Raw genomic sequence first — 22,234 nt, 5'->3', positions numbered from 1 at the left:
AGAGCTGCGCGCCTCACTCGGCCGTGGCCGGGTCGATCACGCTGTACACCCGGTCCACGCGGTTGGCCGGGAAGCCGCCGAGCTCCGCGTGCCGGCGCACGAGGGCCTCGTCGGTGGCCTGGTAGACGCAGTAGATCCGGTCGTCGCTCACGTAGCTGTGGATCCACTGGATGTCGGTGCCCATGCTGCTGAGCACGCCGCAGGATTTTTGCGAGATGGCTTTCAGGTCCGCCGCGGTGAACTGGCCGGCGCCGGGGATCTCTCGCTCGATGACGAACTTGGGCATGGCGGTACTCCTGTCTAGAATCGGTCGAAGGCGACCAGGATCGATGGTGCCGACGCGAAGCCGTCCTGTATTGCCCGTCTCGCCGGACTTGTTGTCCGGAACCCCGCCCTCGCTAGCCGGGAGGTGACCATGGATGTCTTGTCGGACGTGCTGCGGACCATCCGCCTGGAGGGCGCGCTGTTCCTGAACGGGGACATGTATGCACCCTGGTGCTTCAAGGTACCCAGGGGCGCGGACATCGCGCAAGTGCTCAGGCCCGGCGCACAGCGCCTGGCCATCTGCCACCTCGTGCTGCAAGGCGAATGCTGGGCCCAGGTCGAAGGCGAGGCGCCGGTGCGCGCGCACGCCGGCGACGTGATCGTCGCGCCGCATGGCGATTCGCATGTGCTGGGCAGCGGCCTGCAGCATGCGGCGGTGGACATGTCGCATGTGGTGAGTCCGCGAGCGCCCGAGCTGGCGCGCGTGCGCTACGGCGGCCAGGGCGACCGCACCTTGCTGGTCTGCAGCTGGTTCGCGTACGAAGGCGACGCGCCCAACCCCGTCATGGCGAACATCCCGCGCCTGTTCACCACGCCCTTGCGCAGCAGGCCGGCAGGCCCGTGGATCGAGCAGTCGGTCAACTTCGTCCTGGGGGATGCGGCGTCGCACACGCCCGGCTCGGAGATGGTCGCCGCCAAGGTGGCGGAAGTGCTGTTCACCGAAGTGCTGCGCGGCTACATCGAGTCCATGCCCGCCAACAACCCGGGCTGGCTGGCGGGCCTGCGCGACCCGCACGTGAGCCGCTGCCTGGCGCTGATGCACGCCGAGCCCGCGCGCAACTGGACGGTCGACGCACTGGCGCAGGAAATCCACGTCTCGCGCAGCGTGCTGGCGGACCGCTTCACCGAACTGGTGGGCGCGCCGCCCATGCATTACCTGGCGCGCTGGCGCATGGTCCTGGCCGCCGGCATGCTGCGCAAGGACCAGGGCAACCTGGCGCGCATCGCCGAAGGCGTGGGCTACGAATCGGAAGCCGCTTTCAACCGCGCGTTCAAGCGCGAGTACGGCGTGTCGCCAGGGGCCTGGCGGCACAACGGCGCCTAGCGAGGCGCCGTTGCGGGGGTCAGAGTGCCGGAATGCGCAGCTTCTGCCCCGGATAGATCTTGTCGGGGTGCGACAGCATCGGCTTGTTCGCCTCGAAGATCGCGTTGTACTTGTTGGCGTCGCCGTAGTACTTCTTCGAGATGGCCGAGAGCGTGTCGCCGCGCACCACGTCGTGGTACTGGGCGGGCGGTGCGGCCGGGGCGACGAGGTTGTTGTCCACGCTCGTCACGTTGGCCACGTTGCCCGCGGCGAGCGCGGCTTTCTCGCTGGCTTCCTGCGAGGGCGCCTGGCCCGCGAGGGTGACGACGCCGCTGCTGGCGGTGTAGGTCACTTCCAGTCCGGTGAGGCCGAGGTTCTGGGTCTCGATGTAGGTCTTGATGGCCGCGGCGGCTGCCGTGTTCGCATCGGGCGTGGCCGCCTGGGCCGACGAACCGCCGAACAGTTTTTCACCGGCTTCCTTGATGAAGCTGAGCAATCCCATGGTTTTCTCCTTGTGCCGTGGTGGATGGAAAAGGCGAATGTAGCGGCGGAACCGGGACGCTCCGCGTAGGCCCGCGCCGCGACTGTCAAAGAGGCGCCAGCAGGAATAACAACAAAGTCGCAATAATCGCGCGCATGTCTTCCCCCTTCCTCGCCATCGACATCGGCAACACCCGGCTCAAGTGGGCGCTTTACGAGGGGGCCTTCCCCGGTGCGGCACTGCAGGCCCATGGTGCCGAGTTTCTCGACCACATCGAACGCCTGGCCGATGGCCCCTGGGCCGAGCTGCCGGCGCCCGGTTCCATGCTGGGCTGCGTCGTGGCCGGTGACACCTTGCGGCGGCGCGCCGAAGAGCAGATCACCGAACGCTTCGACTGCGCCCCGCGCTGGGTGGTGTCGAGCGCGGGCGAGGCCGGCATCGTCAACGGCTACGACCATCCGACGCGGCTGGGCGCCGACCGCTTCGTGGCCATGATCGGCGCGCGCCACCGCATGCTGTCGCAGGGGCCCGAGCGGCCGATGGTGGTGGTGCTGATCGGCACGGCCGTCACCGTGGAGGCGATCGATGCCAGCGGCAAGTTCCTGGGCGGCCTCATCTTGCCGGGCCACGGCATCATGCTGCGGGCGCTCGAGTCGGGCACGGCGGGCCTGCACGTGCCCACCGGCGAGGTGCGCGAATTTCCCACCAACACCAGCGACGCGCTGACCAGCGGCGGCACCTACGCCATCGCGGGGGCGGTCGAGCGCATGGTGCAGCACGTGCGCTCGCACTGCGGCGCCGAACCGGCCTGCTTCATGACCGGCGGCGCGGGCTGGAAGATGGCGCCCGCCATGAACGGAGATTTCGAACTGGTCGAGAGCCTGATCATGGACGGCCTGCTCGTCATCGCGAAGGCACGGGCCCCGGCTGCGGCCGGCTGACCCGTCTTCCTTCTTCTCACCGCCTCATCAGGGCTCAGGCTTCATCAGCGCCTCGCCCATGGCCTGGAAGGCGGGCAGGGTGAGCGGGTCGTTGCCCGCGTTGGCGGCGATCGGGTGCGCGGCGTAGCGCACGATCACCATCTCGGCCTTCGGATCGACGTAGATGCTCTGGCCGTGAATGCCGCGCGCCATGTACGCGCCGTGCGGGTTGTGCGAGACCCACCACATGTTCCGGTAGCTCCAGCCCGGCAGCAGCGCGTAGCCGGCCTTCGCGAACTTCGCCGGATCGGCGCCGCGCTGGATGTCGTCGACCACGGCCTTGGCGATCGCCTGCTGCCCGTTGGGCGCGCGCCCGCCGTTGCGCAGCGTTTCTCCGAAGCGCGCGATGTCGCGCAGCACGGTGTTCAGGCCGCCGCCGCCCGACTCGGTGCCGATGCGGTCGACCATGAAATACGCGTCCTGCTCAGCGCCGATGCGGCGCCAGATCTTCTCGCTCAGCAGGTCGGCCAGCGAGCGGTTGGACGCGCGGCGCACGATCCAGGCCAGCACCTCGGCGTTGACCGTCTTGTAGGCAAAGGCGTCGCCGTGCGTGCCTTCCTTCTTGAGCGTGGCCAGGAATTCGTAGAACGACTTCGGGCCTGCGTAGTTGGCGCCCTGCGTGAGCATGCCGCCGGCGCGCGCGTAGTCCCAGACCTCGGCCTTCGGGTCGGCGTAGTTCTCGGAGTAGCGCACGCCGATGGTCATGTCCATCACCTGGCGCACGGTGGCGTCGCCGTAGGCCGTGTCCTTGAGCTCGGGCAGGTACTTGGTGACCGGCGCCGACGGGTCGAGCGTGCCTTCCTGCGCGAGGATGGCCGCCAGCGTGCCCACGAAGGACTTGGTGACCGACATCGCCAGGTGCGGCCGCTCGGGCGTGAGCGCGCCGAAGTACTTCTCGTAGACCACCTGGCCGCGGTGCAGCACCAGGATGCCGTCGGTGTAGGTGCGCGCGATCATCTGGCCGAAGGTCTGCGCCTCGCCGCCGCCCATGGGCTGGAAGCGCACGGCCTCGATGTCGAAGCGGGGCTTGGCCGCCGGCAGCGGGCTGGCGGCGCCGGGGCCGCGCCACACGTTGGCCGTGGGCACCGTCTCGCGCACGTGCGAGAAGCTCCAGCGGATGCGCGGGTACACGCCGCCGACCGGGTTGTCGAAGGTGATCTGCTTGTCGGGCGACGGCGGAAAGCCCTGCATCCAGCCCAGCGCCTCGACCGAGGTGGCGGCGGGATCGGGCAGCGCGGGCGCCGGCGGGGTCTGGGCGAGGCTGGTGTTCACGGCAAGAAGGGTGAAAGCGGCGGCCAGCGCCGTGCGTTGAAAGAAGAGAAACGACGACACAGAAGAAGAGGGCATGCAACGGGCTCCAGTGGACGACAGAAACGGAACGGAAATCAACAGCCTCAGCGGCCGCTGAACCGCGCAGGCCGGCGCTCGATGAAGGAGCGCACGCCCTCGGCCGCGTCCTCGCTGTTCGACAGGCGTTTCTGCGTCTCGATGAATTCCGCCACGGCCGCCAGCGGCCCGTGTTCGATCGCCTTGAGCACGTTGAGCCGCGTGGCCTGCACGGCCAGCGGCGCCTGGGCTGCGATGCGCTGCGCGATCTGCAGCGCCGCGTCGAGCTCCTGCCCGGCCGGCACCACCTTCTGCACGAAGTTCAGGCGATAGGCCTCGGCGCTGTCGAATTCGTCGGCCGTGAGCAGGTGCAGCATCGCGTTGCCCAGCCCCGCGCGCTCGGCCATGCGCAGCGTGGCGCCGCCCGTGGCCATGATGCCGCGCTGCACTTCCATCTGCGAGAAGCGGCAGTTGTCGGCCGCCACCACGATGTCGGCGCCCAGCATGAGCTCGATGCCCACCGTGAAGCAGATGCCCTTGACGGCCGCGACCATCGGCTTGGTGCGGCGGCGGTAGCCCTCCAGGCCGAAGTCGTGCGGCTCCACCAGCCCGGCCGGGATCGCCTTCTCGCCGCGCTTCATGTACTCGGTGACCGCCGGCAGGTCCAGGCCCGCCGTGAAGTGGTCGCCGAACGCATGCAGCACGCCCACGCGCAGGCTCGGGTCATCGTCCAGCCGCGTGTAGGCCTCGGCCAGCTGCTTGAACATCGGCGGCGTCCAGCCGTTGCGCTTGGCGGGGCGGTTGATGCCGATCAGCAGCACGTGGTCGAGCACCTGGGTGTCGATGCAGCCTTCGGCGGGCGGGGTGGTGGGGGTGGCGGTCATGGCGTTGCTTGTCTCCTTGTTTTTATGGAATGCCGGATCAGTACGTGTAGACGCCGCGGCCGGTCTTGCGGCCCAGCTGGCCGGCGGCGACCATTTCCTTGAGCAGCGGGCAGGGGCGGTACTTGGAGTCGCCGAACTGCTCGAGGTACACCTCCATCACGGCCAGGCACACGTCCAGGCCGATCATGTCGGCCAGCGCCAGCGGGCCGATGGGCTGGTTGCAGCCCAGCTTCATGCCGGCGTCGATGTCCTCGGCCGTGGCCAGGCCCTCGGCCAGCACGAAGAAGGCCTCGTTGATCATCGGCACCAGGATGCGGTTGACCACGAAGCCCGGCGCGTTCTTCACCGTGATGGGCGACTTGCCCAGCTTCTCGGCCAGCGCCTTCACGGCGTCGTGCGTGGCGTCGCTCGTGAGGTAGCCGCGGATCAGCTCCACCAGCGCCATCATCGGCACCGGGTTGAAGAAGTGCATGCCGATGAAGCGGTCGGCGCGCGAGGTGGCGGCGGCCAGCTGCGTGATCGAGATCGACGAGGTGTTCGACGCGATGATCACCTCGGGGCCCACCAGCTCGTCCACCTGCTTGAGGATCTTGAGCTTGAGCGCGTGGTTCTCGGTGGCGGCCTCGATAACCAGCTGCGCACCCTTCAGGTCGTTGTAGTCGGTCGAGCCCTTGATCAGCGCCAGCGCGGCGGCCTTCTGCTCGGCCGTGAGCTTTTCCTTCTTGATCAGGCGGTCGAGGCTGCCCGAAATGGTGGCGATGCCCTTGTCGACGGCCGCCTGGGCCACGTCGATCATCACCACGTTGACGCCCGATACCGCGCAGGCCTGGGCGATGCCGTTGCCCATGGTGCCGGCGCCGATGATGCCCACAGTCTGAATCGTCATGAAAAATGCTCCTTGAAACAAAAAAAGAAAATTGGAGGCGAGGGCGGGCGCAAGGCCGCCGTCGCGCAATGGCGGTCATTGTGAATCAGCCCGGAGGGGCCGCCGTTCCCGTGGGCGACACCGGCCCGGGGTGGCTTACAGTGCTGCGATTGTTTTCAACCTCATTTTTTCGAGCCCTCGCATGACCACCCTCGGCACCCCCCTGTCCCCTTCCGCCACCCGCGTGATGCTGCTCGGCTCCGGCGAGCTCGGCAAGGAGGTGCTGATCGCCCTGCAGCGCCTGGGCGTCGAGACCATCGCCGTCGACCGCTACGAGAACGCCCCCGGCCAGCAGGTGGCGCACCACGCGCGCACCATCACCATGAGCGACCCCGACCAGCTCAAGGCGCTCATCGAGGCCGAGAAGCCCACGCTGGTGGTGCCCGAGATCGAGGCCATCGCCACGCCCATGCTGCAGCAGCTGGAAGACGCGGGCGTGGTGCGCGTGATTCCCACGGCCCGCGCCGCCCGCCTCACGATGGACCGCGAAGGCATCCGCCGCCTGGCCGCTGAGACGCTGGGCGTGCCCACCAGTCCGTACAAGTTCTGCGACTCGCTGGCCGAGCTGCAGGCCGCCATCGACGGTGGCATCGGCTACCCCTGCATCGTCAAGCCCGTGATGAGCAGCTCCGGCAAGGGCCAGAGCAAGATCGACGGCCCGGCCGACGTGCAGAAGGCCTGGGACTACGCCATGGCCGGCGGCCGCGTGAGCCATGGCCGCGTCATCGTCGAGGGCTTCATCGACTTCGACTACGAGATCACGCTGCTGACCGTGCGCGCGAAAGACGCGGCGGGCGCCGTCGAAACCAAGTTCTGCGACCCCATCGGCCACGTGCAGGTCAGCGGCGACTACGTGGAAAGCTGGCAGCCGCATCCCATGGCGCCGGCCGCATTGCAGAAGGCCCAGCAGATCGCGAAGGCCGTCACGGCCGACCTGGGCGGGCAGGGCCTGTTCGGCGTGGAGCTGTTCGTGAAGGGCGACGAGGTCTGGTTCAGCGAAGTCAGCCCGCGCCCGCACGACACCGGCATGGTCACCATGGCCACGCAGTGGCAGAACGAGTTCGAGCTGCACGCGCGCGCCATCCTCGGCCTGCCGGTCGACACCTCGCTCAAGAGCCCGGGCGCCAGCGCCGTGATCTATGGCGGCGTCGACGCCACCGGCATCGCCTTCGACGGCGTGGCCGAGGCGCTGCAGGTGCCGGGCAGCGACATCCGCCTGTTCGGCAAGCCCGAGAGCTTCGTCAAGCGCCGCATGGGCGTGGCGCTGGTGCATGCGGCCGACACCGACACGGCCCGCAAGCTGGCCAAGGAAGCCGCTTCGCGCGTGAAGCCCCGCACGGCCTAAGAAGGTGTGAACGAACCCGTCATGTCCGCTCATCCCGCCCAGACACGCCCACTCCGCGTTGCAAATGCTCGCCATAGCCCAAGCTATGGCTCCGCTTTGCGCCTTGATTGGGCGCGCCTGGGCGGGCTGCTCGGCCACGCCGGGTCCATTCACACCTTCTGCGCGGCTCTCCGGGTGAACCCGCGAGCCGGGCCCCGGTAGCCAGTTTTCGCAAGCGACCCCGCAGCGGTGCGGGCATGGTGCGGGTCTTGTCGCCAGGACGCCGGTCGGGTGCGGGTGCATGCGGATACCCCGCAGGCGCCCCGCCCTCCACACTGAGCGCTCCGTTCGATTCACCGGAGACACCATGCTGCATCCCCAGGCGCGCGCCTTGCTGGATTTCATCGAAGCGCGCGGCATTCCGCCGACCCACACCCTGTCGCCCGCCGACGCGCGGGCCTACTACCGCGAGCGCCGCACCGCCACGCAGCCGCTGCCGGCCGAGGTTGCCGAGGTGCGCGACCTCGCCGCCGACGGGCCGCACGGCACCATTGCGGTGCGGCTGTACAAGCCGCTCGGCGCAGGCCCGGGCCCGCTGCCCGTGCTCGTGTACTACCACGGCGGTGGCTGGGTCATCGGCGACCTCGACACGCACGACGTGCTGTGCCGCGAACTGGCCAACGGTGCGGGCTGCGCGGTGGTCGCGGTCGACTACCGCATGGGCCCGGAGCACCGCTTTCCCACCGCCGTGGACGACGTGCTCGCCGCCACCCGCTGGGTGCGCCGCGAAGCTGCCGCACTGGGGCTCGATGCGAGCCGCCTCGCGGTGGGCGGCGACAGCGCGGGCGGCAACCTCGCGGCCGTGGCGTCGATCGCCGCGCGCGATGCGGGCGACCTGCCGATCGTGTTCCAGCTCCTGATCTACCCGGCCACCGACATGCGCCGCGGCCATCCGTCGCACCAGGCGAACGGGCAGGGCTACCTGCTCACGCGCGACACGATGACCTACTTCCACGACCACTACATCACCGACGCGAAGCACGACCTCGACTGGCGCGCCTCGCCGCTGCTGCACACCGACCTGTCGGGCCTGCCGCCGGCGCTCGTGCTCACCGCCGGCTACGACCCGCTGCGCGACGAAGGCGCGGCGTATGCCGAGGCGCTCACGGCCGCCGGCAACCGTGCGAACTACGTGTGCTTCGAGCGCCAGATCCATGGCTTCATCACCATGGGCAAGGTGCTCGACGAGGCCCACACCGCCGTCGCGTTGTGCGCGGCGGAACTGCGCCGCGCGTTCGCGTCGGCCTAGGGAAAGTCCCCGCGCAAATGGATGCCGCGCGCAAGGCCCCCGCCGCTACGATCCAGCGAACGCGGCGCCACCCCCCGGTCGGACGTCGTCGACCGATGCAGGAGACAGACACCATGCAGCGAACCAGGACGTCGACGCCTTCGGGCGGCGATGCACGGCAGGGCGAACGCCTCATGTGGCTCACGCCGCAGCGCGTCTTCTACGCCGGGCTGCTCGGCGCCGCGGCCGAGCGCGCCATGGGCGGGCACGGCGTGTACGTGTCGCCCGCCGGTGCGCCGCCCAACCGCATCCGCATCGGCGGCGGGGCCTGGCAAAGCGGCGAGTTCATCGTGGTGCCACCGCACGTGCCGCACCAGGTCGAGAGCGCCTGCCCGCTGATCTTCAACCTGCTGATCGAATCGGAGTCGGTCGATCCCGCGCGCATGCTGGCCTTTTTGCAGCACTGCGGCCCGGTCGATGCGCCGGCCTTCGTGCAGCGCATGCGCGAGGTCCACGCCCACCTGCTGGCGGCCTCGGCGCGCGGCATCGACTTCGACGGCTTCGATTTCGACGCGCTGTTCTTCGACGGCCCGCTCGTGCCGCGCCCGCTCGACGCGCGCATCCGCAAGGTGGTCGACATGCTCGTGGCCGACCCGGCCGCGCCCGCGTCGGCGGAAGACTGCGCGGCCTCGGTGCACCTGTCGTTCTCGCGCTTCCTGCACCTGTTCAAGCAGGAGACGGGCATGGCCTTTCGCGGCTTCCGGGCCTGGAAGCGTGCGCGCAGCCTGCTGCGCTACGTGCACCAGAGCGGCACGCTGACCGACATCGCGCTGGACACCGGCTACCCCGACTCCACGCACTTCAGCCATTCGATCCGCCAGGTCTACGGGCTCAAGCCCAGCGACATCGTGGCAGGCTCGCGCCGCCTCGCGCTGCACGACGCGGCCGGCGGGTTCCGGCAGTAACGGCGCGCGGGACGGCAACGCATGCAGATCCTCCAACTCCTGCTGTCGGGCATCGCGCAAGGGTGCATCTACGGCCTCATCGCGCTGGGCTTCGTGCTGATCTACAAGGCCACCGAAACGGTGAGCTTCGCGCAGGGCGACCTGATGATGCTGGGCGCGTTCGGTGCCTTCGCGGGCATGTCGCTGTTCGGCATGCCGTTCTGGCTCGCGGCGCTGCTGGCCGTGGTGGCCATGGCGGCTTTCGGCGTGCTGCTCGAGTTGGTGGTGATCCGCCCGATCCTCGGGCAGCCGCAGTTCTCGATCGTGATGCTGACCATCGGCATCGCCTACGTGGCGCGCGGCCTCATCACCATGGTGCCGGGCATCGGCACCGACACCCACACGCTGGCGGTGCCCTACAAGGACCAGATCTGGAAGCTCGGCGAGCTGGTTGTGAACCTCGAGCAGTTCGTGATCATCATCGCCACCGCGATCCTGTGCGGCCTGCTGTACGCCATGTTCCGCTACAGCAAGCTGGGCATCGCGATGCAGGCCTCGTCGCAGAACCAGCTCGCGGCCTACTACATGGGCATTCCGGTGAAGCGGCTCAACGGGCTGGTGTGGGGGCTCGCCGCCGCCGTGGCAGCCATCGCCGGCATGCTGCTGGCGCCCATCACCTTCGTGCACGCCAACATGGGCTTCATCGGACTGAAGGCCTTTCCGGCCGCGGTGGTCGGTGGCTTCGGCAGCCTGCCGGGCGCAATCGTCGGCGGGCTGGTGATCGGCATCGTCGAGTCGTTCGCTGGCTTCTACCTGCCCGATGGTTTCAAGGACACGGCGCCGTACATCGTGGTGCTGCTGATGCTCATGATCAAGCCGAACGGTCTGTTCGGCGAGAAGCTGCGCAAGAAGGTCTGAACATCCCATGCGCTTCATCTTCAAGACCAGCTACGACCAGGACATCCGCCTCGCGCGGCACGGCGGCCACGTGCTCTGGTACAGCCTGCTCGTGGCCTTCCTGCTCGTCGCACCGTGGGTCATCGACGAGTACTGGCTCGCGCAGCTGACCTTCGTGCTGATCTACGGCATCGTCGGCCTGGGGCTGATGCTGCTGGCGGGCTTCACGGGGCAGTTCTCCATCGGGCACGCGGCGTTTCTCGGCACGGGCGCGTACACGCAGGGCGTGCTGACGAACATGGGCGTGCCGTTCCCGCTCGCGCTGCTCGCGTCGGCCGCGCTGTCGGCGGCGGTGGGCGTGGTGGTGGCGATGCCGGCGCTGCGCGTGAAGGGCATCTACCTCGGCATCGCGACGCTGTCGTTCGGCTTCATCGTCGAGGAGGTGTTCGCGCGCTGGGAAAGCGTGACGGGCGGCAACGCGGGCCTGCATGTGAAGTCGCCGCAGCTGTTCGGCTGGTCGCTGGGCTCGGGCGAAGGCTTCTACTTTCTGTGCCTGGTGGTCGCGGTGGTGTCCACGCTGGGCATCCTGAACCTGCTGCGCTCGCCGACGGGGCGCGCCTTCGTTGCTATCCGCGATTCGGAGATTTCGGCGCAGAGCATGGGCATCCACCTGGCGCGCTACAAGACGATGTCGTTCGCGATCTCGGCCGCACTCGCGGGGCTGGGCGGTGCGCTGTATGCGCACAAGCTGAGCTTCATTTCGCCGGACCAGTTCAACATCCTGCAGTCGATCGACCTGCTGCTGATGGTGGTGATCGGCGGGCTGGGCTCGGTGCACGGCGCGTTCCTCGGCGCGATTTTTCTCATCGCGATGCCGCAGCTGATCTCGATGGGCAAGGACTGGCTGCCGGCGGTGGTCGGCCAGGCGCCCGGCCTGCAGGGGCTGGTGTACGGGCTGGTGCTGATCGCCTTCGTGCTGTTCGAGCCGCTGGGGCTGTACGGGCGCTGGCTCAAGATCCGCACTTGGCTGCAGCTCTTCCCGTTCTACCGCAAGGGTTTGTTCAAGCGGCAGAAGTCGTTCACCAAATCGGATCGGCTGAGATGAGCAACGACGTCCTTCTTTCCGCGAAAGACCTGAGCGTGCGCTTCGGCGGCGTGCTGGCGGTCAACAAGGTGAGCTTCGATGTGCGGCGCGGCGAGGTGTTCACGCTCATCGGCCCGAATGGCGCGGGCAAGACGACGGTGTTCAACCTGATCAGCCGCATCTACACGCCGACCACGGGCGAGATCACCTGGCATGGCGAGGCGGGCGGGGCGATCGCGCTCACGCAGCAGGCGCCGCACGCGATCGCCGCGCTGGGCATTGCGCGCACCTTCCAGAACATCGAGCTGTTCGAGCATGCGACGGTGCTGCACAACCTGCTGATCGGGCGCCACACGCACCGGCAGACGGGGTTCTGGAGCGAGGTGTTCTTCACGCCGGCCACGCGCCGCGCCGAGATCGCGGCGCGCGAGAAGGCGGAGCAGGTGATCGACCTGCTCGACCTGCAGCACTACCGGGACTCGATGGTGGCGGGGCTGCCCTACGGCGTGCGCAAGGTGGTGGAGCTGGCGCGCGCGCTGTGCACCGAGCCGAAGCTGCTGCTGCTCGACGAGCCTTCTTCGGGGCTCAATGTCGAGGAGACGGCGGACATGGCGTTCTGGATTCAGGACATCCAGCATGAGCTGGGGGTGTCGGTGTTGATGGTCGAGCACGACATGTCGCTGGTTTCCAAGGTGTCGGATCGCGTGCTGGCCATGAACCAAGGGGAGGTGCTGGCTACGGGGTCTCCGCGTGAGGTGCAAGCCGATCCGCGGGTGATCGAGGCTTATCTCGGGACTGTGGATGACGTGAGCAGCCTTCGGAGGGTTGTGGCATGAGCGCTGTGTTTGCTACTCCTTTGGAGACGCCCGGTGCACGGCACGGCGCGGTCGCCCCCACTGCGCCGGCCGCTTCGCGGCTCCCCTGCGGTGCTCGCGTTTCGCGGGGTCTCGCAGAACTCGCTCCACTGCGTTGCGCTCAAACAGCTGCGAGCCCTGATCCGCGAAACGCTGCGCTCCTCGGCGGCACAGAGGGGGCGCCCACGCCGCACCGCACACCGGGCTTCGTCGTGGCGTGATGGCTCTGCATGTTCCGCCTTGAATCAGGGGGCAGCGGCATGAGCGACGTCGTACTCCAGCTACTCAACGTCGAGAGCGCCTATGGCCCGATCAAGGCCATCCGCGGCGTGAGCCTGAAGGTGCGCAAGGGCGAGATCGCCACCGTGCTCGGCTCCAACGGCGCGGGCAAGACGACGATCCTCAAGACCATCTCGGGGATCATCGATCCGCGCAAGGGCAGCATCGAGTTCCAGGGGCAGGACATCACGGCGAAAGACCCGGCCTTCATCGTGCAGCAGGGGCTGAGCCACGTGCCCGAAGGGCGCGAGGTGTTCCCGCTGCTGTCGGTGAAGGACAACCTGCTGATGGGCGCCTACACGCGCAAGGACCGCGACGGCGTGGCGCGGGACATCGAGACCGTCTTTACTTACTTCCCGATTCTGCGCGAGCGCGCCACGCAGGACGCTGGCCTGCTCTCGGGCGGCCAGCAGCAGATGCTGGCCATCTCGCGCGCCATCATGGCGGCGCCGCACCTCATTCTTCTGGACGAACCCAGCCTGGGCTTGAGCCCCAAGCTCACCAAGGAGATCTTCGAGATCGTGGTGCGCATCAACCGCGAGCGCGGCACCACCATCCTGCTGGTGGAGCAGAACGCGAACATGGCGCTCAACGCCGCCGACCACGGCTACGTGCTGGAGAACGGCCGCATCGTCATGGAGGACTCGTGCGAACGCCTGCGCGAGAAGGACGACATCAAGGAGTTCTACCTGGGTGTCAAGGACGACGGCGTGCGCGGCGAGCGGCGCTGGAAAAAGAAGAAGACCTGGAGGTAGCCGTCGCCATGCAAGGACTCTGGGATCTGCGAACCATCGAACCCGGCCACGACATCCTCGTGCCCGGCGAGACGCTCTCGGCCATGTTCTGGAACGCCGTGCGCCAGCGCGGCGACAACATCTGGATGCGGCAGAAGGAGCTGGGCATCTGGCGCAGCTGGAGCTGGCGCCAGACCGCCGAGGCCGTGCGCGAGATCGCGGCCGGGCTGCAGGCCATCGGCTTCACGCGCGGCGAGTGCGCGTCCATTCTTTCGAACACCGTCATCGAATGGGTGCTGGCCGACCTGGCCGTGCTCAGCTGCGGTGGTGTCTCCAACGGCATCTACCCGACCGACGCTGCTTCGCAGGTGCAGTACCTGAGCGAAGACTCGCGCACCACCGTGCTCTTCGTGGAAGACGACGAGCAGCTCGACAAGGCGCTCGAGGTGCGCGCCAGCCTGCCCGGCCTGCGCCGCGTGGTCGTGTTCGACATGGAAGGCCTGCGCGAGCTCGACGACCCGGGCGTGATGAGCCTCGATGCGCTGCGCGCCCTCGGCCGCACGCACCTGGCGGGCGATCCGCAGGCGGTGGAGCGCAGCGTGGCGGCCTGCCGGCCCGAAGACCTGGCCATTCTTGTCTACACCTCGGGCACCACCGGCAAGCCCAAGGGCGCCATGCACAGCCACGCGGGGCTGGTGTACACCGCGCGCGGCTACAACACGCTCATCGCGCAGGACGAGAAGGACGAGCGCATGTGCTTCCTGCCGCTGTGCCACATCGCCGAGCGCATGGGCGGCGAGTACTTCGCGATGTACACGGGCTCGATCCTCAACTTCGTCGAGAACCCCGAGACGGTGCCCGAGAACGTGCGCGAGATTGCGCCCACGGTGTTCACAGGCGTGCCGCGCGTGTGGGAGAAGTTCTACTCGGGCGTGATGATCGCGCTGAAGGAGGCCAGCCCGCTGCAGCAGGCCGCCTACCACTGGAGCATCGGCGTGGGCGAGACCATCGCTAACAAGGTGCTCGCGGGCCAGGAGATCGGCACGGGGCTGCGCCTGAAGTTCCGGCTGGCGCGGCTGCTGGCGCTGGACAACGCGCGCAAGCTCATCGGTATCCACCGCGCGCGCTTTCTCGTGACCGGCGCGGCGCCCATTTCGCCCGAGCTCGTCAAGTGGTACCTCGCGCTGGGCGTGCCCATGCTCGAGGTGTGGGGCATGACGGAGTCGTGCGGCGCCTCCACGGCCGTGCCCGTCACGCGCATCAAGCCCGGCTCCATCGGCCCGGCCACGGGCTACAACGAGGTGCGCATCGATCCGGCCACCAGCGAGATCCTGGTGCGCGGCCCCAATGTCTTCATGGGTTACCTCAACCTGCCCGAGAAGACCGCCGAGACCATCGACGCCGACGGCTGGCTGCACACGGGCGACGTGGGCGTGATGGACGAGGACGGGTATTTCCGCATCACCGACCGGATGAAAGACATCATCATCACGGCAGGCGGCAAGAACGTGACCCCGAGCGAACTGGAGAACGAGCTCAAGTTCAGCCTCTACATCACCGATGCCGTGGTGATCGGCGACAAGAGGCCCTACCTCACGGTGATCGTCATGATCGACCAGGAGAACGTCGAGAAATTCGCGCAGGACCACGACGTGCCGTTCAGCAACTACGAGAGCCTGACACGCACGCAGGAAGTGCAGGACCTGATCCAGGGCGAGATCGATCGCGTCAACGCCAAGTTCGCGCGCGTCGAGCAGATCAAGAAGTTCTTCCTGCTCGAGACGCAGCTCAGCGCCGAGGACGAGGAGCTCACGCCCACGATGAAGCTCAAGCGCAAGCTGGTGCAGACCAAGTACGCGCAGCGCATCGACGCCATGTACCGCTGACCTCTTTTTTGCCAACCCGAGGAGACAACGCTATGACGAAGCTCAAGACATTGACGACGCTGGCCGTGCTGGGCTTGATCGCGACGCTCGCGTCCGCGCAGCAGCAGGGCGTGAGCAAGGACGAGATCCGCATCGGCACCATCCAGGACCTGTCGGGTCCGCTCGCGGGCTTCGGCAAGCAGGCGCGCAACGGCATGCAGCTGCGCGTGGACGAGCTCAACGAGCAGGGCACGCTCAACGGGCGCAAGCTCAAGCTCTTCGTCGAAGACTCGGGCTACGACCCGAAGAAGGCGGTGCTGGCGGCGCAGAAGCTGGTCAACCAGGAAAAGATCTTCATCATGGCCGGCCACATCGGCACGGCGCAGAACATGGCGGCGATGCCGGTGCAGTTCGACAAGAACGTCGTCAACTACATGCCGATCACGGCGGCGCGCGAAATGTACGAGCCGCTGAACCGGCTGAAGTATTCGTTCGCGGCCACCTACTACGACCAGATCCGCCTGGCGCTGCCCAAGATGATCAAGGACAAGGGCGCCAAGAAGGTCTGCACGATCTACCAGGACGACGAGTTTGGCCTGGAGGTGCAGCGCGGCGCCGAGGCCGGCCTGAAGGCCGCGGGCATGGAGCTGGCCGAGAAGACCTCGTTCAAGCGCGGCGCCACCGACTTCAGCTCGCAGGTCGCGAAGATGAAGGCGGCCAACTGCGACCTCGTGGTGCTCGGCACCATCATCCGCGAGACCATCGGCACGGTGGGCGAGTCGCGCAAGACCGGCTTCAACCCGACCTTCCTGGGTTCGAGCGCGGCCTACACCGACCTGATCCACAAGCTGGGCGGCAAGGCCATGGATGGCGTGTACGCCACCATGACGGTGCAGAACCCCTACACCGACGAACAGTCGCAGCCGCTGCGCTTCTGGGCCAACAAGTACAAGACCAAGTTCAACGAAGACCCGACCGTGTTCTCGGTGTACGGCTACGTGATCATCGACTCGTTCATCAAGGCCGCGACCAAGGCCGGCCCGAACCTGACGACCGACAGCTTCATCAAGGCGATGGACAGCATCACCTTCGAGCCCGACATGTTCGGCAGCCCGAAGAGCACCTACACCGCCACCAAGCGCCTGGGCAACGACCAGTCGCGGCTGTCGCAGATCAAGGACGGCAAGTGGGTGGTGGTGTCTGACTACGTGACGCCGTAAGCCAGCGCCGCCCCGGTACCGTGCTCGGGGCGAGCGGCTATATTCCGCGAAATCCCCTTCGCGAGACCGCCGCCATGCCCCAGTACTGGTTGATGAAATCCGAGCCCGACGAGGTCTCGATCGACGATGCCCTCGCCGCGCCCGATGCCACCGTGGCGTGGACCGGCGTGCGCAACTACCAGGCACGCAACTTCATGCGCGATGGCATGAAGGTCGGCGACGGCGTGCTGTTCTATCACTCGAGCTGCCCCGAGCCCGGCATTGCCGGCATCGCGCGCGTGGCCTCGGGCATCCAACCCGACCCGACGCAGTTCGACCCCAAGTCGCCGTACTACGACGCCGGCGCGAAGAAGGAAGACCCGCGCTGGCTGCTGGTCGACGTGCAGGCGCTGCGCAAGACGCGGCTGCTGGCGTTGCCCGAGCTGCGCGCCAGGCCCGAGCTGGCCGATCTGGTCATCCTGCGCAAGGGCAACCGGCTGTCGATCACGCCGGTGGAGCCGGCGCACTGGAAGGTCATCGAGAAGATGCTGGCCTGAGCCTGTTCAGGCGACTTTCGACAGGATCGGGAACAGCTTGCCGAGTCCGTCGGCCATCACCTCGACCGCGAGCGCCGCGAGAATCAGGCCCATCAGCCGCGTCATGATGTTGATGCCGGTCTTGCCGAGCACCCGCGCGATCGGCTGCGCGAGCGAAAACGCCAGTGCGGTCGCCAGCGCTACGACCACGCCATAGCCGACCAGCAGCCCCAGCTCCCACAGGTGCTGTGTCTTGTCGGCGTAGATCACCACCGTGGAGATCGCGGCCGGCCCGGTGAGCAGCGGAATGGTGAGCGGCACCACCGCGATGGAGGCGCCCATCGACGCCTTCACTTCCACCGCGCGCAGCTCGTCGACGTTGGTCTTGCTCTCGGCCGGTTGCGCGTTGAGCATCGAGATCGAGCTCATGAGCAGCAGCAGGCCGCCGCCGACCTGGAAGCTTGCGATCGAGATGCCGAAGAAGGACAGCAACTGCAGCCCGATGAGCGCGCTGACGGCAATGACCACGAAGGCGCTGAAGGCCGACATGCGCACCGTGCGCTTGCGCTGGGCGTCGGAGTAGTCCTGCGTGTAGTGGATGAAGAAGGGCACGATGGCCAGCGGGTTGACGATGGCCACCAGCGTGACCAGCGGCTTGATGAGGTCCATGGAGGTGCTCATGGCTCAGCGTCCTCCGGTCACGTCGAGCAGGGCCATGGTGGTGTAGCTGGCCTCGGGCGAGAGCAGCCACAGGACGGCACCGGCAATTTCTTCGGCGGTGCCGCTGCGCTTCATCGGCACGCCTGGGCCCATCTCGGCGGCGCGGCCAGGCTGGCCTCCGGAGGCGTGGATCTCGGTGTCGATCACGCCGGGGCGCACCGCGTTCACGCGGATGCCTTCGTCGGCCACTTCCTTGGCCAGGCCGATGGTCAGGGTGTCGATGGCTGCCTTGCTGGCCGCGTAGTCGACGTACTGGCCGGGCGAGCCGATGCGCGCGGCGCCGCTGGAGATGTTGACGATGGCGCCGCCTTCGCCGCCGTGCTTCGTGCTCATGCGCTTCACCGCCTCGCGCGCGCAGACGAAGCTGCCGATCACGTTGATGCGGAACATGCGCTCCAGCCGCGCCACGCTCATTTCGTCGACGCGCGCCTGCACATCGACCACGCCGGCGTTGTTCACGAGTGCGGTGAGGCGCCCGAGCTTGGCGTCGACCTTCGCGAACATCGCGAGCACCTGGGCCTCGTCGCCCACGTCGGCCTGCACCGCCATGGCGGTGCCGCCGCCCGCGCGGATGGTGCGCACCACCTCGTCGGCGGCCAGCGAGTTGCTGGCGTAGTTCACGGCCACGGCGTAGCCGCGCTTCGCGGCGAGCAAGGCCGTGGCGGCACCAATGCCGCGCCCACCGCCGGTGATCAAGAGCACCTGGTCCAAATCCCACCTCCTGCAGAGAAACTGTGCGTCAGTTAAAACCGACGGCCTGGATTACATCACCGAGGGCTGGCGCATGAGCACGAGCGCCGCGCCGCCCCAAGCCAGCTCGCACCGCAGTGCGCAGCACGGAGGTTACTGAATGCACAAGACCATCGACTATTACTTTGCGCCACAGAGCCCGTGGACCTATCTGGGGCATACCCGCTTTGCCGCCATCGCCGCGGCCGCTGGCGCCACCGTGCGCGTGCGGCCCATCGACATGGGCAGCGTGTTCCCCGTGTCGGGCGGCCTGCCGCTGGGCAAGCGCGCACCGCAGCGCCAGGCCTACCGGCTGCTCGAGCTGGCGCGCTTCTCGAAGCACCTGGGCCTGCCGCTGAACCCGAAGCCGAAGTTCTTTCCGGTGGCCGGCGACGATGCCGCGCGGCTGATCATCGCGGTCGACATGCACGACGGCACCGAGGCCGCGATGCGCATCAGCGCGGCGGTGTTCGCGGCCGTGTGGGTTCAGGAGCGGAACATCGGCGACCCGAACCTGCTCGAAGCCCTGGTCGCGGAATGCGGCCTGCCGGCCAAGCGCGCCGAGCAATCGCAGAGCCAGGCGGTGCAGGAGCGTTACGAGGCTTACACGCAGGAAGCGATCGACATCCAGGTGTTCGGCGCGCCGAGCTACGTGATCGACGGCGAGATCTTCTGGGGCCAGGACCGGCTCGATTTCGTCGAGCGGGCGCTGCGCGCTTGACGGCGCGCAAGCCAACTCGCTTTTTCTTTTTTCATTCCATCGTTTCAGGAGAACCCCATGGGCCAATTCATCGACCTCACCGCCAAGGACGGCTTCACTTTTCCCGCCTACGTGGCCGAGCCCACGGGCACGCCGCGCGGCGCCGTGGTGGTGGTGCCGGAAATCTTCGGCGTGAACTCGCACATCCGCTCGGTAGCCGACGGCTACGCGGCCGACGGCTACCTGGCCGTGGCGCCGTCGACCTTCCACCGCGTCAAGCCCGGCGTCGAGCTGGGCTACAGCGACGACGACATGAAGACCGGCTTCGGCTACAAGACCGCGGTCGAGGCGCTGCCTGCGCCCGGCGTGCTGCAGGACCTCGAAGCCGCGATCGCCTACGCCTCGAAGGCGGGCAAGGTCGGCATCGTCGGTTACTGCTGGGGCGGCCTGCTGGTCTGGCGCGCCGCAGCCCTGCTGCCGGGTCTGGCCGCTGCCGCACCTTATTACGGTGGCGGCATGACGACGCCGGAAGAAAGCGCACGCCAGCCGAAGGTGCCGGTGCTCGCGCAGTTCGGCAACCGCGACCACTGGATTCCGCTGGACACCATCGAGGCCTTCAAGAAGGCGCACCCCGAAGTGGACGTGCATGTCTACGAGGCCGACCACGGCTTCAACTGCGACCAGCGCGGCTCGTACAACGCCGAGGCGGCGAAGCCGGCGCGTGAACGCGTGCTGGCCTTCTTTGCCAAGCACGTCGGCTGATCCGGCACGCTTCAAGCAAAAGCCCGGCAGTGCCGGGCTTTTTTCATTTCTATTTCTTGGCGCCGACCCGGGTCTGCAGGAAGTCGAGCAGCGCGCGCAGCGCTGCGCTGTTGTGGCGCCGCTGCAGGTAGGCGGCCGACAGCCACATGTCCTTGCGCGCATAGCCTTCGAGCACCGGCACCAGCTCGCCGCTGTCGATGTGCGACTGCACGAGCAGCGAGGGCAGGTAGATCACGCCGAAGCCGCGCATCGCGACGCGGATCAGCGGCGCGCCTTCGGTGCAGTCCATGCGGCTCTTGACCTGCACGTCCAGCGGCTGGCCGTTGTCATCGAAGCGCCACGCGGGCTGCGTGCCCAGCAGCGAATGGGTCAGCGCCTCGTGCTGGGCGAGCTCCTGCGGGTGCGCGGGCTTGCCGTGCTTCTTCCAGTAGACCGGCGAGGCGCAGACCACCATGTGGATGAGCCGCAGCTTGCGCACGATGAGGTTGGCGTCTTCCACCGGGCCGCTGCGGATGTCGACGTCGATGCCTTCCTCGGCGAGGTCGACGGTGCGGTTGGTCAGCTGCAGGCTGATGCTCACGTCGGGGTAGTGGCGCATGAAGTCGGCCAGCAGGTCGGGGAACTCGCCGTTGCCCATGCCGTGCGGCGCCGAGATGCGCAGCCGGCCGCCGGGCTGGCTGGCGCGCTCCTGCAACTCGGCCTGGGTGAGCTCGACCATTTCGAGCATCGGGGTGCTGCGCTCGAGCAGCAGCTGGCCGGCGTCGGTGAGGCTGACGGAACGCGTGGAACGGTTGAGCAGGCGCACGCCGAAGCGGGTCTCGAGTTCGGCGACGTACTTGCTGACCGTGGCCTTCGACATGTCGAGCCGCTTGGCGGCCTGGGAGAAGCTGCCGTGCGAGGCGACTTCCCGGAAGGTTTTGATCAGATCGAGACTGTCCATGTCAGTGAAACCCGTTGTTTTTCGCGAGGGAGCGCGGTGTGCCGATTCTCGGGGGTTTTGCCGGATAGGACCGGCGCGGGGTTCTGGTGTAAGCCGGAAGCAGTCAGGCGCCTTGTGCCCGGTTTTTTTGCGTGCACGACTTTGTTGACTGATTGTTTCGCTACAGGAAACACCGTGTCTCTGAACCGAGTGTTTTCCCGAAGGAATTCCGGCTGACACTCGCCGCACAGGCGAGCCAACGTGCAAGCCTGGTGGACATCCCATCTAGCCGAACACAAGGAACAGACATGAAGACCTCGCACATTTTCGCAGCCGCCGCCCTGACCCTCCTGGCCGCCACCGGCGCCCAAGCCGAGACGTACCAAGGCGTGACCCAAGTGATCTCGTCCAAGAGCCGCGACGAAGTCAACGCCGAAGCCCAGCGCACCGCCGCAGCCCCGAACCAGAACGTCGTGCGTGGTTCGCGCGGCGCGGAAACCGTGGCCGTGTCGAAGGACCGTTCGATCGTCGAAGCCGAAGCCATCCGCACGGCCTACGCTCCCGACCAGAACGTGACCTCGGGTTCGCGCGTCAACAGCAAGGTCATCTCGACCATGGTGAACCCGATGGACGCACGCGTTCAAGCCCAGCAAGGTTCGGGCGCCGTCGCCAAGTAATTGGCCGCGAAGCCAGCCGCCTTTCGGGGCGGCCCGGGCTGACAAGAGAAAGCCACGCATCTGCGTGGCTTTTTTCATGGGCGCTCAGCGCGTGCGGGCGAGGTAGCGCTTGCGCCAGAAGATCAGGACCAGCAGCACTGCGATGACCAGCATCGCCGACATCGCGATCCAGAAGCCGTCCGCCTTGTGCACCAGCGGGATGAACTCGAAGTTCATGCCGAAGATGCCGGCGATGAGGTTCAGCGGCAGGAAGATGGCGGTGAGCACGGTCAGCACCCGCATGATGTCGTTGGCCCGGTGGCCCTGGACGCTGAAGTGCATCTGCACGGCGGTCTCGGCGTTCTGCTCGAGCCGGTGCACGTGGTGCACCACGCGCTGGATGTGCTCCAGCACGTCGCGGCTGCGCACCATGATCAGGTCGCGCTCGCGCTGCGCGGTCTCGCCCTGCGGCACGGGCAGGGTTTCGAGCGAATCGATCCAGTCCTGCATGGCGGCGCGCTGGTCTTCGCAGATCTCGTCCAGCCGGTGCAGCGACTGGCGCGCCTCCATCAGCGCGCTCCAGTTGGTGAAGCGGCTGCGCGGGTCGATGAGCTCGGTCTGCCAGTGGTCGAGCTGCTTCGTGAGCTCGCGCCGCATGTCGAGGTAGCCGTCGACGATCAGGTTGACGATGCGCAGCATCAGGTCGGCGGGGCTCGCCGGCAGGCGGGCCGAGGTGGCGCGCACGTCGAGCGCCGGCGTGCCGCGGTCGTCCGACGAGGCGGCCGCCAGCAGCCGGGCGG

General features: G+C 67.6%; 24 protein-coding genes. 15 read left to right on the top strand and 9 right to left on the bottom strand.

The genetic code is table 11. The features are described 5' to 3' along the window. Window positions 1–13 precede the first annotated feature (13 nt). Complete coding sequence (locus VBO01S_RS20885; RefSeq protein WP_062478823.1) at window positions 14–286, bottom strand: DUF4242 domain-containing protein; 273 nt, start codon at window positions 284–286, stop codon at window positions 14–16. Window positions 287–415: 129 nt separating this feature from the next. Between VBO01S_RS20885 and VBO01S_RS20880 the strand changes: the two genes are divergently transcribed. After that, entirely contained in the window at window positions 416–1,369 is a 954-nt protein-coding gene (locus tag VBO01S_RS20880; protein ID WP_062478821.1) for an AraC family transcriptional regulator, read from the top strand. A 19-nt stretch (window positions 1,370–1,388) separates the two neighbouring features. Here VBO01S_RS20880 and lysM read toward each other — a convergent pair whose 3' ends face one another. Then, window positions 1,389–1,850, bottom strand: coding sequence for a peptidoglycan-binding protein LysM (gene lysM / locus VBO01S_RS20875; protein ID WP_062478819.1), 462 nt, complete (start codon window positions 1,848–1,850; stop codon window positions 1,389–1,391). 134 nt (window positions 1,851–1,984) lie between these two features. Here lysM and VBO01S_RS20870 point away from each other — a divergent pair, with 134 nt between their 5' ends. Further along, window positions 1,985–2,770: a type III pantothenate kinase gene (locus VBO01S_RS20870; RefSeq protein WP_062478816.1), complete on the top strand. Its 786-nt coding sequence runs from the start codon at window positions 1,985–1,987 to the stop codon at window positions 2,768–2,770. A 27-nt stretch (window positions 2,771–2,797) separates the two neighbouring features. Here VBO01S_RS20870 and VBO01S_RS20865 read toward each other — a convergent pair whose 3' ends face one another. The 3 genes from VBO01S_RS20865 to VBO01S_RS20855 are packed head-to-tail and all read right to left on the bottom strand — an operon-like array spanning window position 2,798 to window position 5,905. Continuing rightward, the gene (locus tag VBO01S_RS20865) at window positions 2,798–4,156 is read right to left on the bottom strand and encodes a serine hydrolase domain-containing protein (RefSeq protein WP_062478813.1); all 1,359 of its coding nucleotides are present in this window, start codon (window positions 4,154–4,156) and stop codon (window positions 2,798–2,800) included. A gap of 47 nt (window positions 4,157–4,203) precedes the next feature. After that, entirely contained in the window at window positions 4,204–5,019 is an 816-nt protein-coding gene (locus VBO01S_RS20860; protein WP_062478810.1) for a crotonase/enoyl-CoA hydratase family protein, read from the bottom strand. A gap of 37 nt (window positions 5,020–5,056) precedes the next feature. Then, window positions 5,057–5,905, bottom strand: a complete 849-nt coding sequence (locus tag VBO01S_RS20855; RefSeq protein ID WP_062478806.1) for a 3-hydroxybutyryl-CoA dehydrogenase — start codon at window positions 5,903–5,905, stop codon at window positions 5,057–5,059. A 181-nt stretch (window positions 5,906–6,086) separates the two neighbouring features. Between VBO01S_RS20855 and purT the strand changes: the two genes are divergently transcribed. The 10 genes from purT (at window position 6,087) to VBO01S_RS20805 (ending at window position 16,969) form a co-directional block, all read left to right on the top strand. Then, window positions 6,087–7,289, top strand: a complete 1,203-nt coding sequence (purT, locus tag VBO01S_RS20850) for a formate-dependent phosphoribosylglycinamide formyltransferase (protein ID WP_062478803.1) — start codon at window positions 6,087–6,089, stop codon at window positions 7,287–7,289. Window positions 7,290–7,635: 346 nt separating this feature from the next. Then, window positions 7,636–8,577: a LipP1 family hormone-sensitive lipase gene (gene lipP1 / locus VBO01S_RS20845; protein ID WP_062478799.1), complete on the top strand. Its 942-nt coding sequence runs from the start codon at window positions 7,636–7,638 to the stop codon at window positions 8,575–8,577. A gap of 113 nt (window positions 8,578–8,690) precedes the next feature. Then, a complete protein-coding gene (locus VBO01S_RS20840) occupies window positions 8,691–9,521 on the top strand; it encodes a helix-turn-helix domain-containing protein (RefSeq protein ID WP_062478797.1) in 831 nt (276 codons plus the stop codon). A 21-nt stretch (window positions 9,522–9,542) separates the two neighbouring features. Further along, complete coding sequence (locus tag VBO01S_RS20835; protein ID WP_062478794.1) at window positions 9,543–10,418, top strand: branched-chain amino acid ABC transporter permease; 876 nt, start codon at window positions 9,543–9,545, stop codon at window positions 10,416–10,418. Window positions 10,419–10,425: 7 nt separating this feature from the next. Then, window positions 10,426–11,502, top strand: coding sequence for a branched-chain amino acid ABC transporter permease (locus VBO01S_RS20830; protein WP_062478791.1), 1,077 nt, complete (start codon window positions 10,426–10,428; stop codon window positions 11,500–11,502). Beyond that, the gene (locus VBO01S_RS20825) at window positions 11,499–12,317 is read left to right on the top strand and encodes an ABC transporter ATP-binding protein (protein WP_062478788.1); all 819 of its coding nucleotides are present in this window, start codon (window positions 11,499–11,501) and stop codon (window positions 12,315–12,317) included. The genes VBO01S_RS20830 and VBO01S_RS20825 overlap by 4 nt, the downstream gene beginning before the upstream one ends. Before the next feature lie 278 nt (window positions 12,318–12,595). After that, window positions 12,596–13,369 (top strand): ABC transporter ATP-binding protein, encoded by a 774-nt coding sequence (locus VBO01S_RS20820; RefSeq protein WP_056576626.1) that lies wholly within the window; start codon window positions 12,596–12,598, stop codon window positions 13,367–13,369. An 8-nt stretch (window positions 13,370–13,377) separates the two neighbouring features. After that, on the top strand, window positions 13,378–15,234 hold the full coding sequence (locus VBO01S_RS20815; protein WP_062478786.1) for an AMP-dependent synthetase/ligase: 1,857 nt from the start codon (window positions 13,378–13,380) through the stop codon (window positions 15,232–15,234). 32 nt (window positions 15,235–15,266) lie between these two features. Then, window positions 15,267–16,433, top strand: a complete 1,167-nt coding sequence (locus VBO01S_RS20810) for an ABC transporter substrate-binding protein (RefSeq protein WP_062478783.1) — start codon at window positions 15,267–15,269, stop codon at window positions 16,431–16,433. A gap of 74 nt (window positions 16,434–16,507) precedes the next feature. Beyond that, entirely contained in the window at window positions 16,508–16,969 is a 462-nt protein-coding gene (locus VBO01S_RS20805; RefSeq protein ID WP_062478778.1) for an EVE domain-containing protein, read from the top strand. Between the two features lie 6 nt (window positions 16,970–16,975). On the opposite strand, the gene VBO01S_RS20800 is transcribed toward VBO01S_RS20805, so the two are convergent. Continuing rightward, window positions 16,976–17,629 (bottom strand): MarC family protein, encoded by a 654-nt coding sequence (locus VBO01S_RS20800; protein WP_056576614.1) that lies wholly within the window; start codon window positions 17,627–17,629, stop codon window positions 16,976–16,978. A gap of 3 nt (window positions 17,630–17,632) precedes the next feature. Beyond that, a complete protein-coding gene (locus VBO01S_RS20795; protein ID WP_062478775.1) occupies window positions 17,633–18,379 on the bottom strand; it encodes an SDR family oxidoreductase in 747 nt (248 codons plus the stop codon). 139 nt (window positions 18,380–18,518) lie between these two features. On the opposite strand from VBO01S_RS20795, the gene VBO01S_RS20790 reads away from it, so the two are divergent. Both VBO01S_RS20790 and VBO01S_RS20785 read left to right on the top strand, forming a co-directional pair. Next, on the top strand, window positions 18,519–19,118 hold the full coding sequence (locus tag VBO01S_RS20790) for a 2-hydroxychromene-2-carboxylate isomerase (RefSeq protein ID WP_062478772.1): 600 nt from the start codon (window positions 18,519–18,521) through the stop codon (window positions 19,116–19,118). Window positions 19,119–19,175: 57 nt separating this feature from the next. Then, window positions 19,176–19,859 carry a dienelactone hydrolase family protein gene (locus VBO01S_RS20785; protein WP_062478769.1) on the top strand — a complete coding sequence of 228 codons (684 nt, stop codon included), beginning with the start codon at window positions 19,176–19,178 and terminating at the stop codon, window positions 19,857–19,859. Window positions 19,860–19,908: 49 nt separating this feature from the next. Here the strand turns inward: VBO01S_RS20785 and VBO01S_RS20780 are convergent, their stop codons facing one another. Next, entirely contained in the window at window positions 19,909–20,799 is an 891-nt protein-coding gene (locus tag VBO01S_RS20780) for a LysR family transcriptional regulator (protein WP_062478766.1), read from the bottom strand. A gap of 287 nt (window positions 20,800–21,086) precedes the next feature. Here VBO01S_RS20780 and VBO01S_RS20775 point away from each other — a divergent pair, with 287 nt between their 5' ends. Then, on the top strand, window positions 21,087–21,455 hold the full coding sequence (locus tag VBO01S_RS20775; protein ID WP_062478764.1) for a hypothetical protein: 369 nt from the start codon (window positions 21,087–21,089) through the stop codon (window positions 21,453–21,455). A gap of 84 nt (window positions 21,456–21,539) precedes the next feature. On the opposite strand, the gene VBO01S_RS20770 is transcribed toward VBO01S_RS20775, so the two are convergent. Further along, window positions 21,540–22,234: magnesium transporter CorA family protein (locus VBO01S_RS20770; RefSeq protein ID WP_174543685.1), on the bottom strand; the 695-nt coding region annotated here is incomplete at its 5' end.

This window comes from Variovorax boronicumulans NBRC 103145 (genome assembly GCF_001591345.1).
GTDB classification, from domain to species: Bacteria; Pseudomonadota; Gammaproteobacteria; order Burkholderiales; family Burkholderiaceae_C; genus Variovorax; species Variovorax boronicumulans.
Note: the sequence above shows the minus strand (reverse complement) of the source record. Positions and strands in the feature narration are given on the sequence as shown.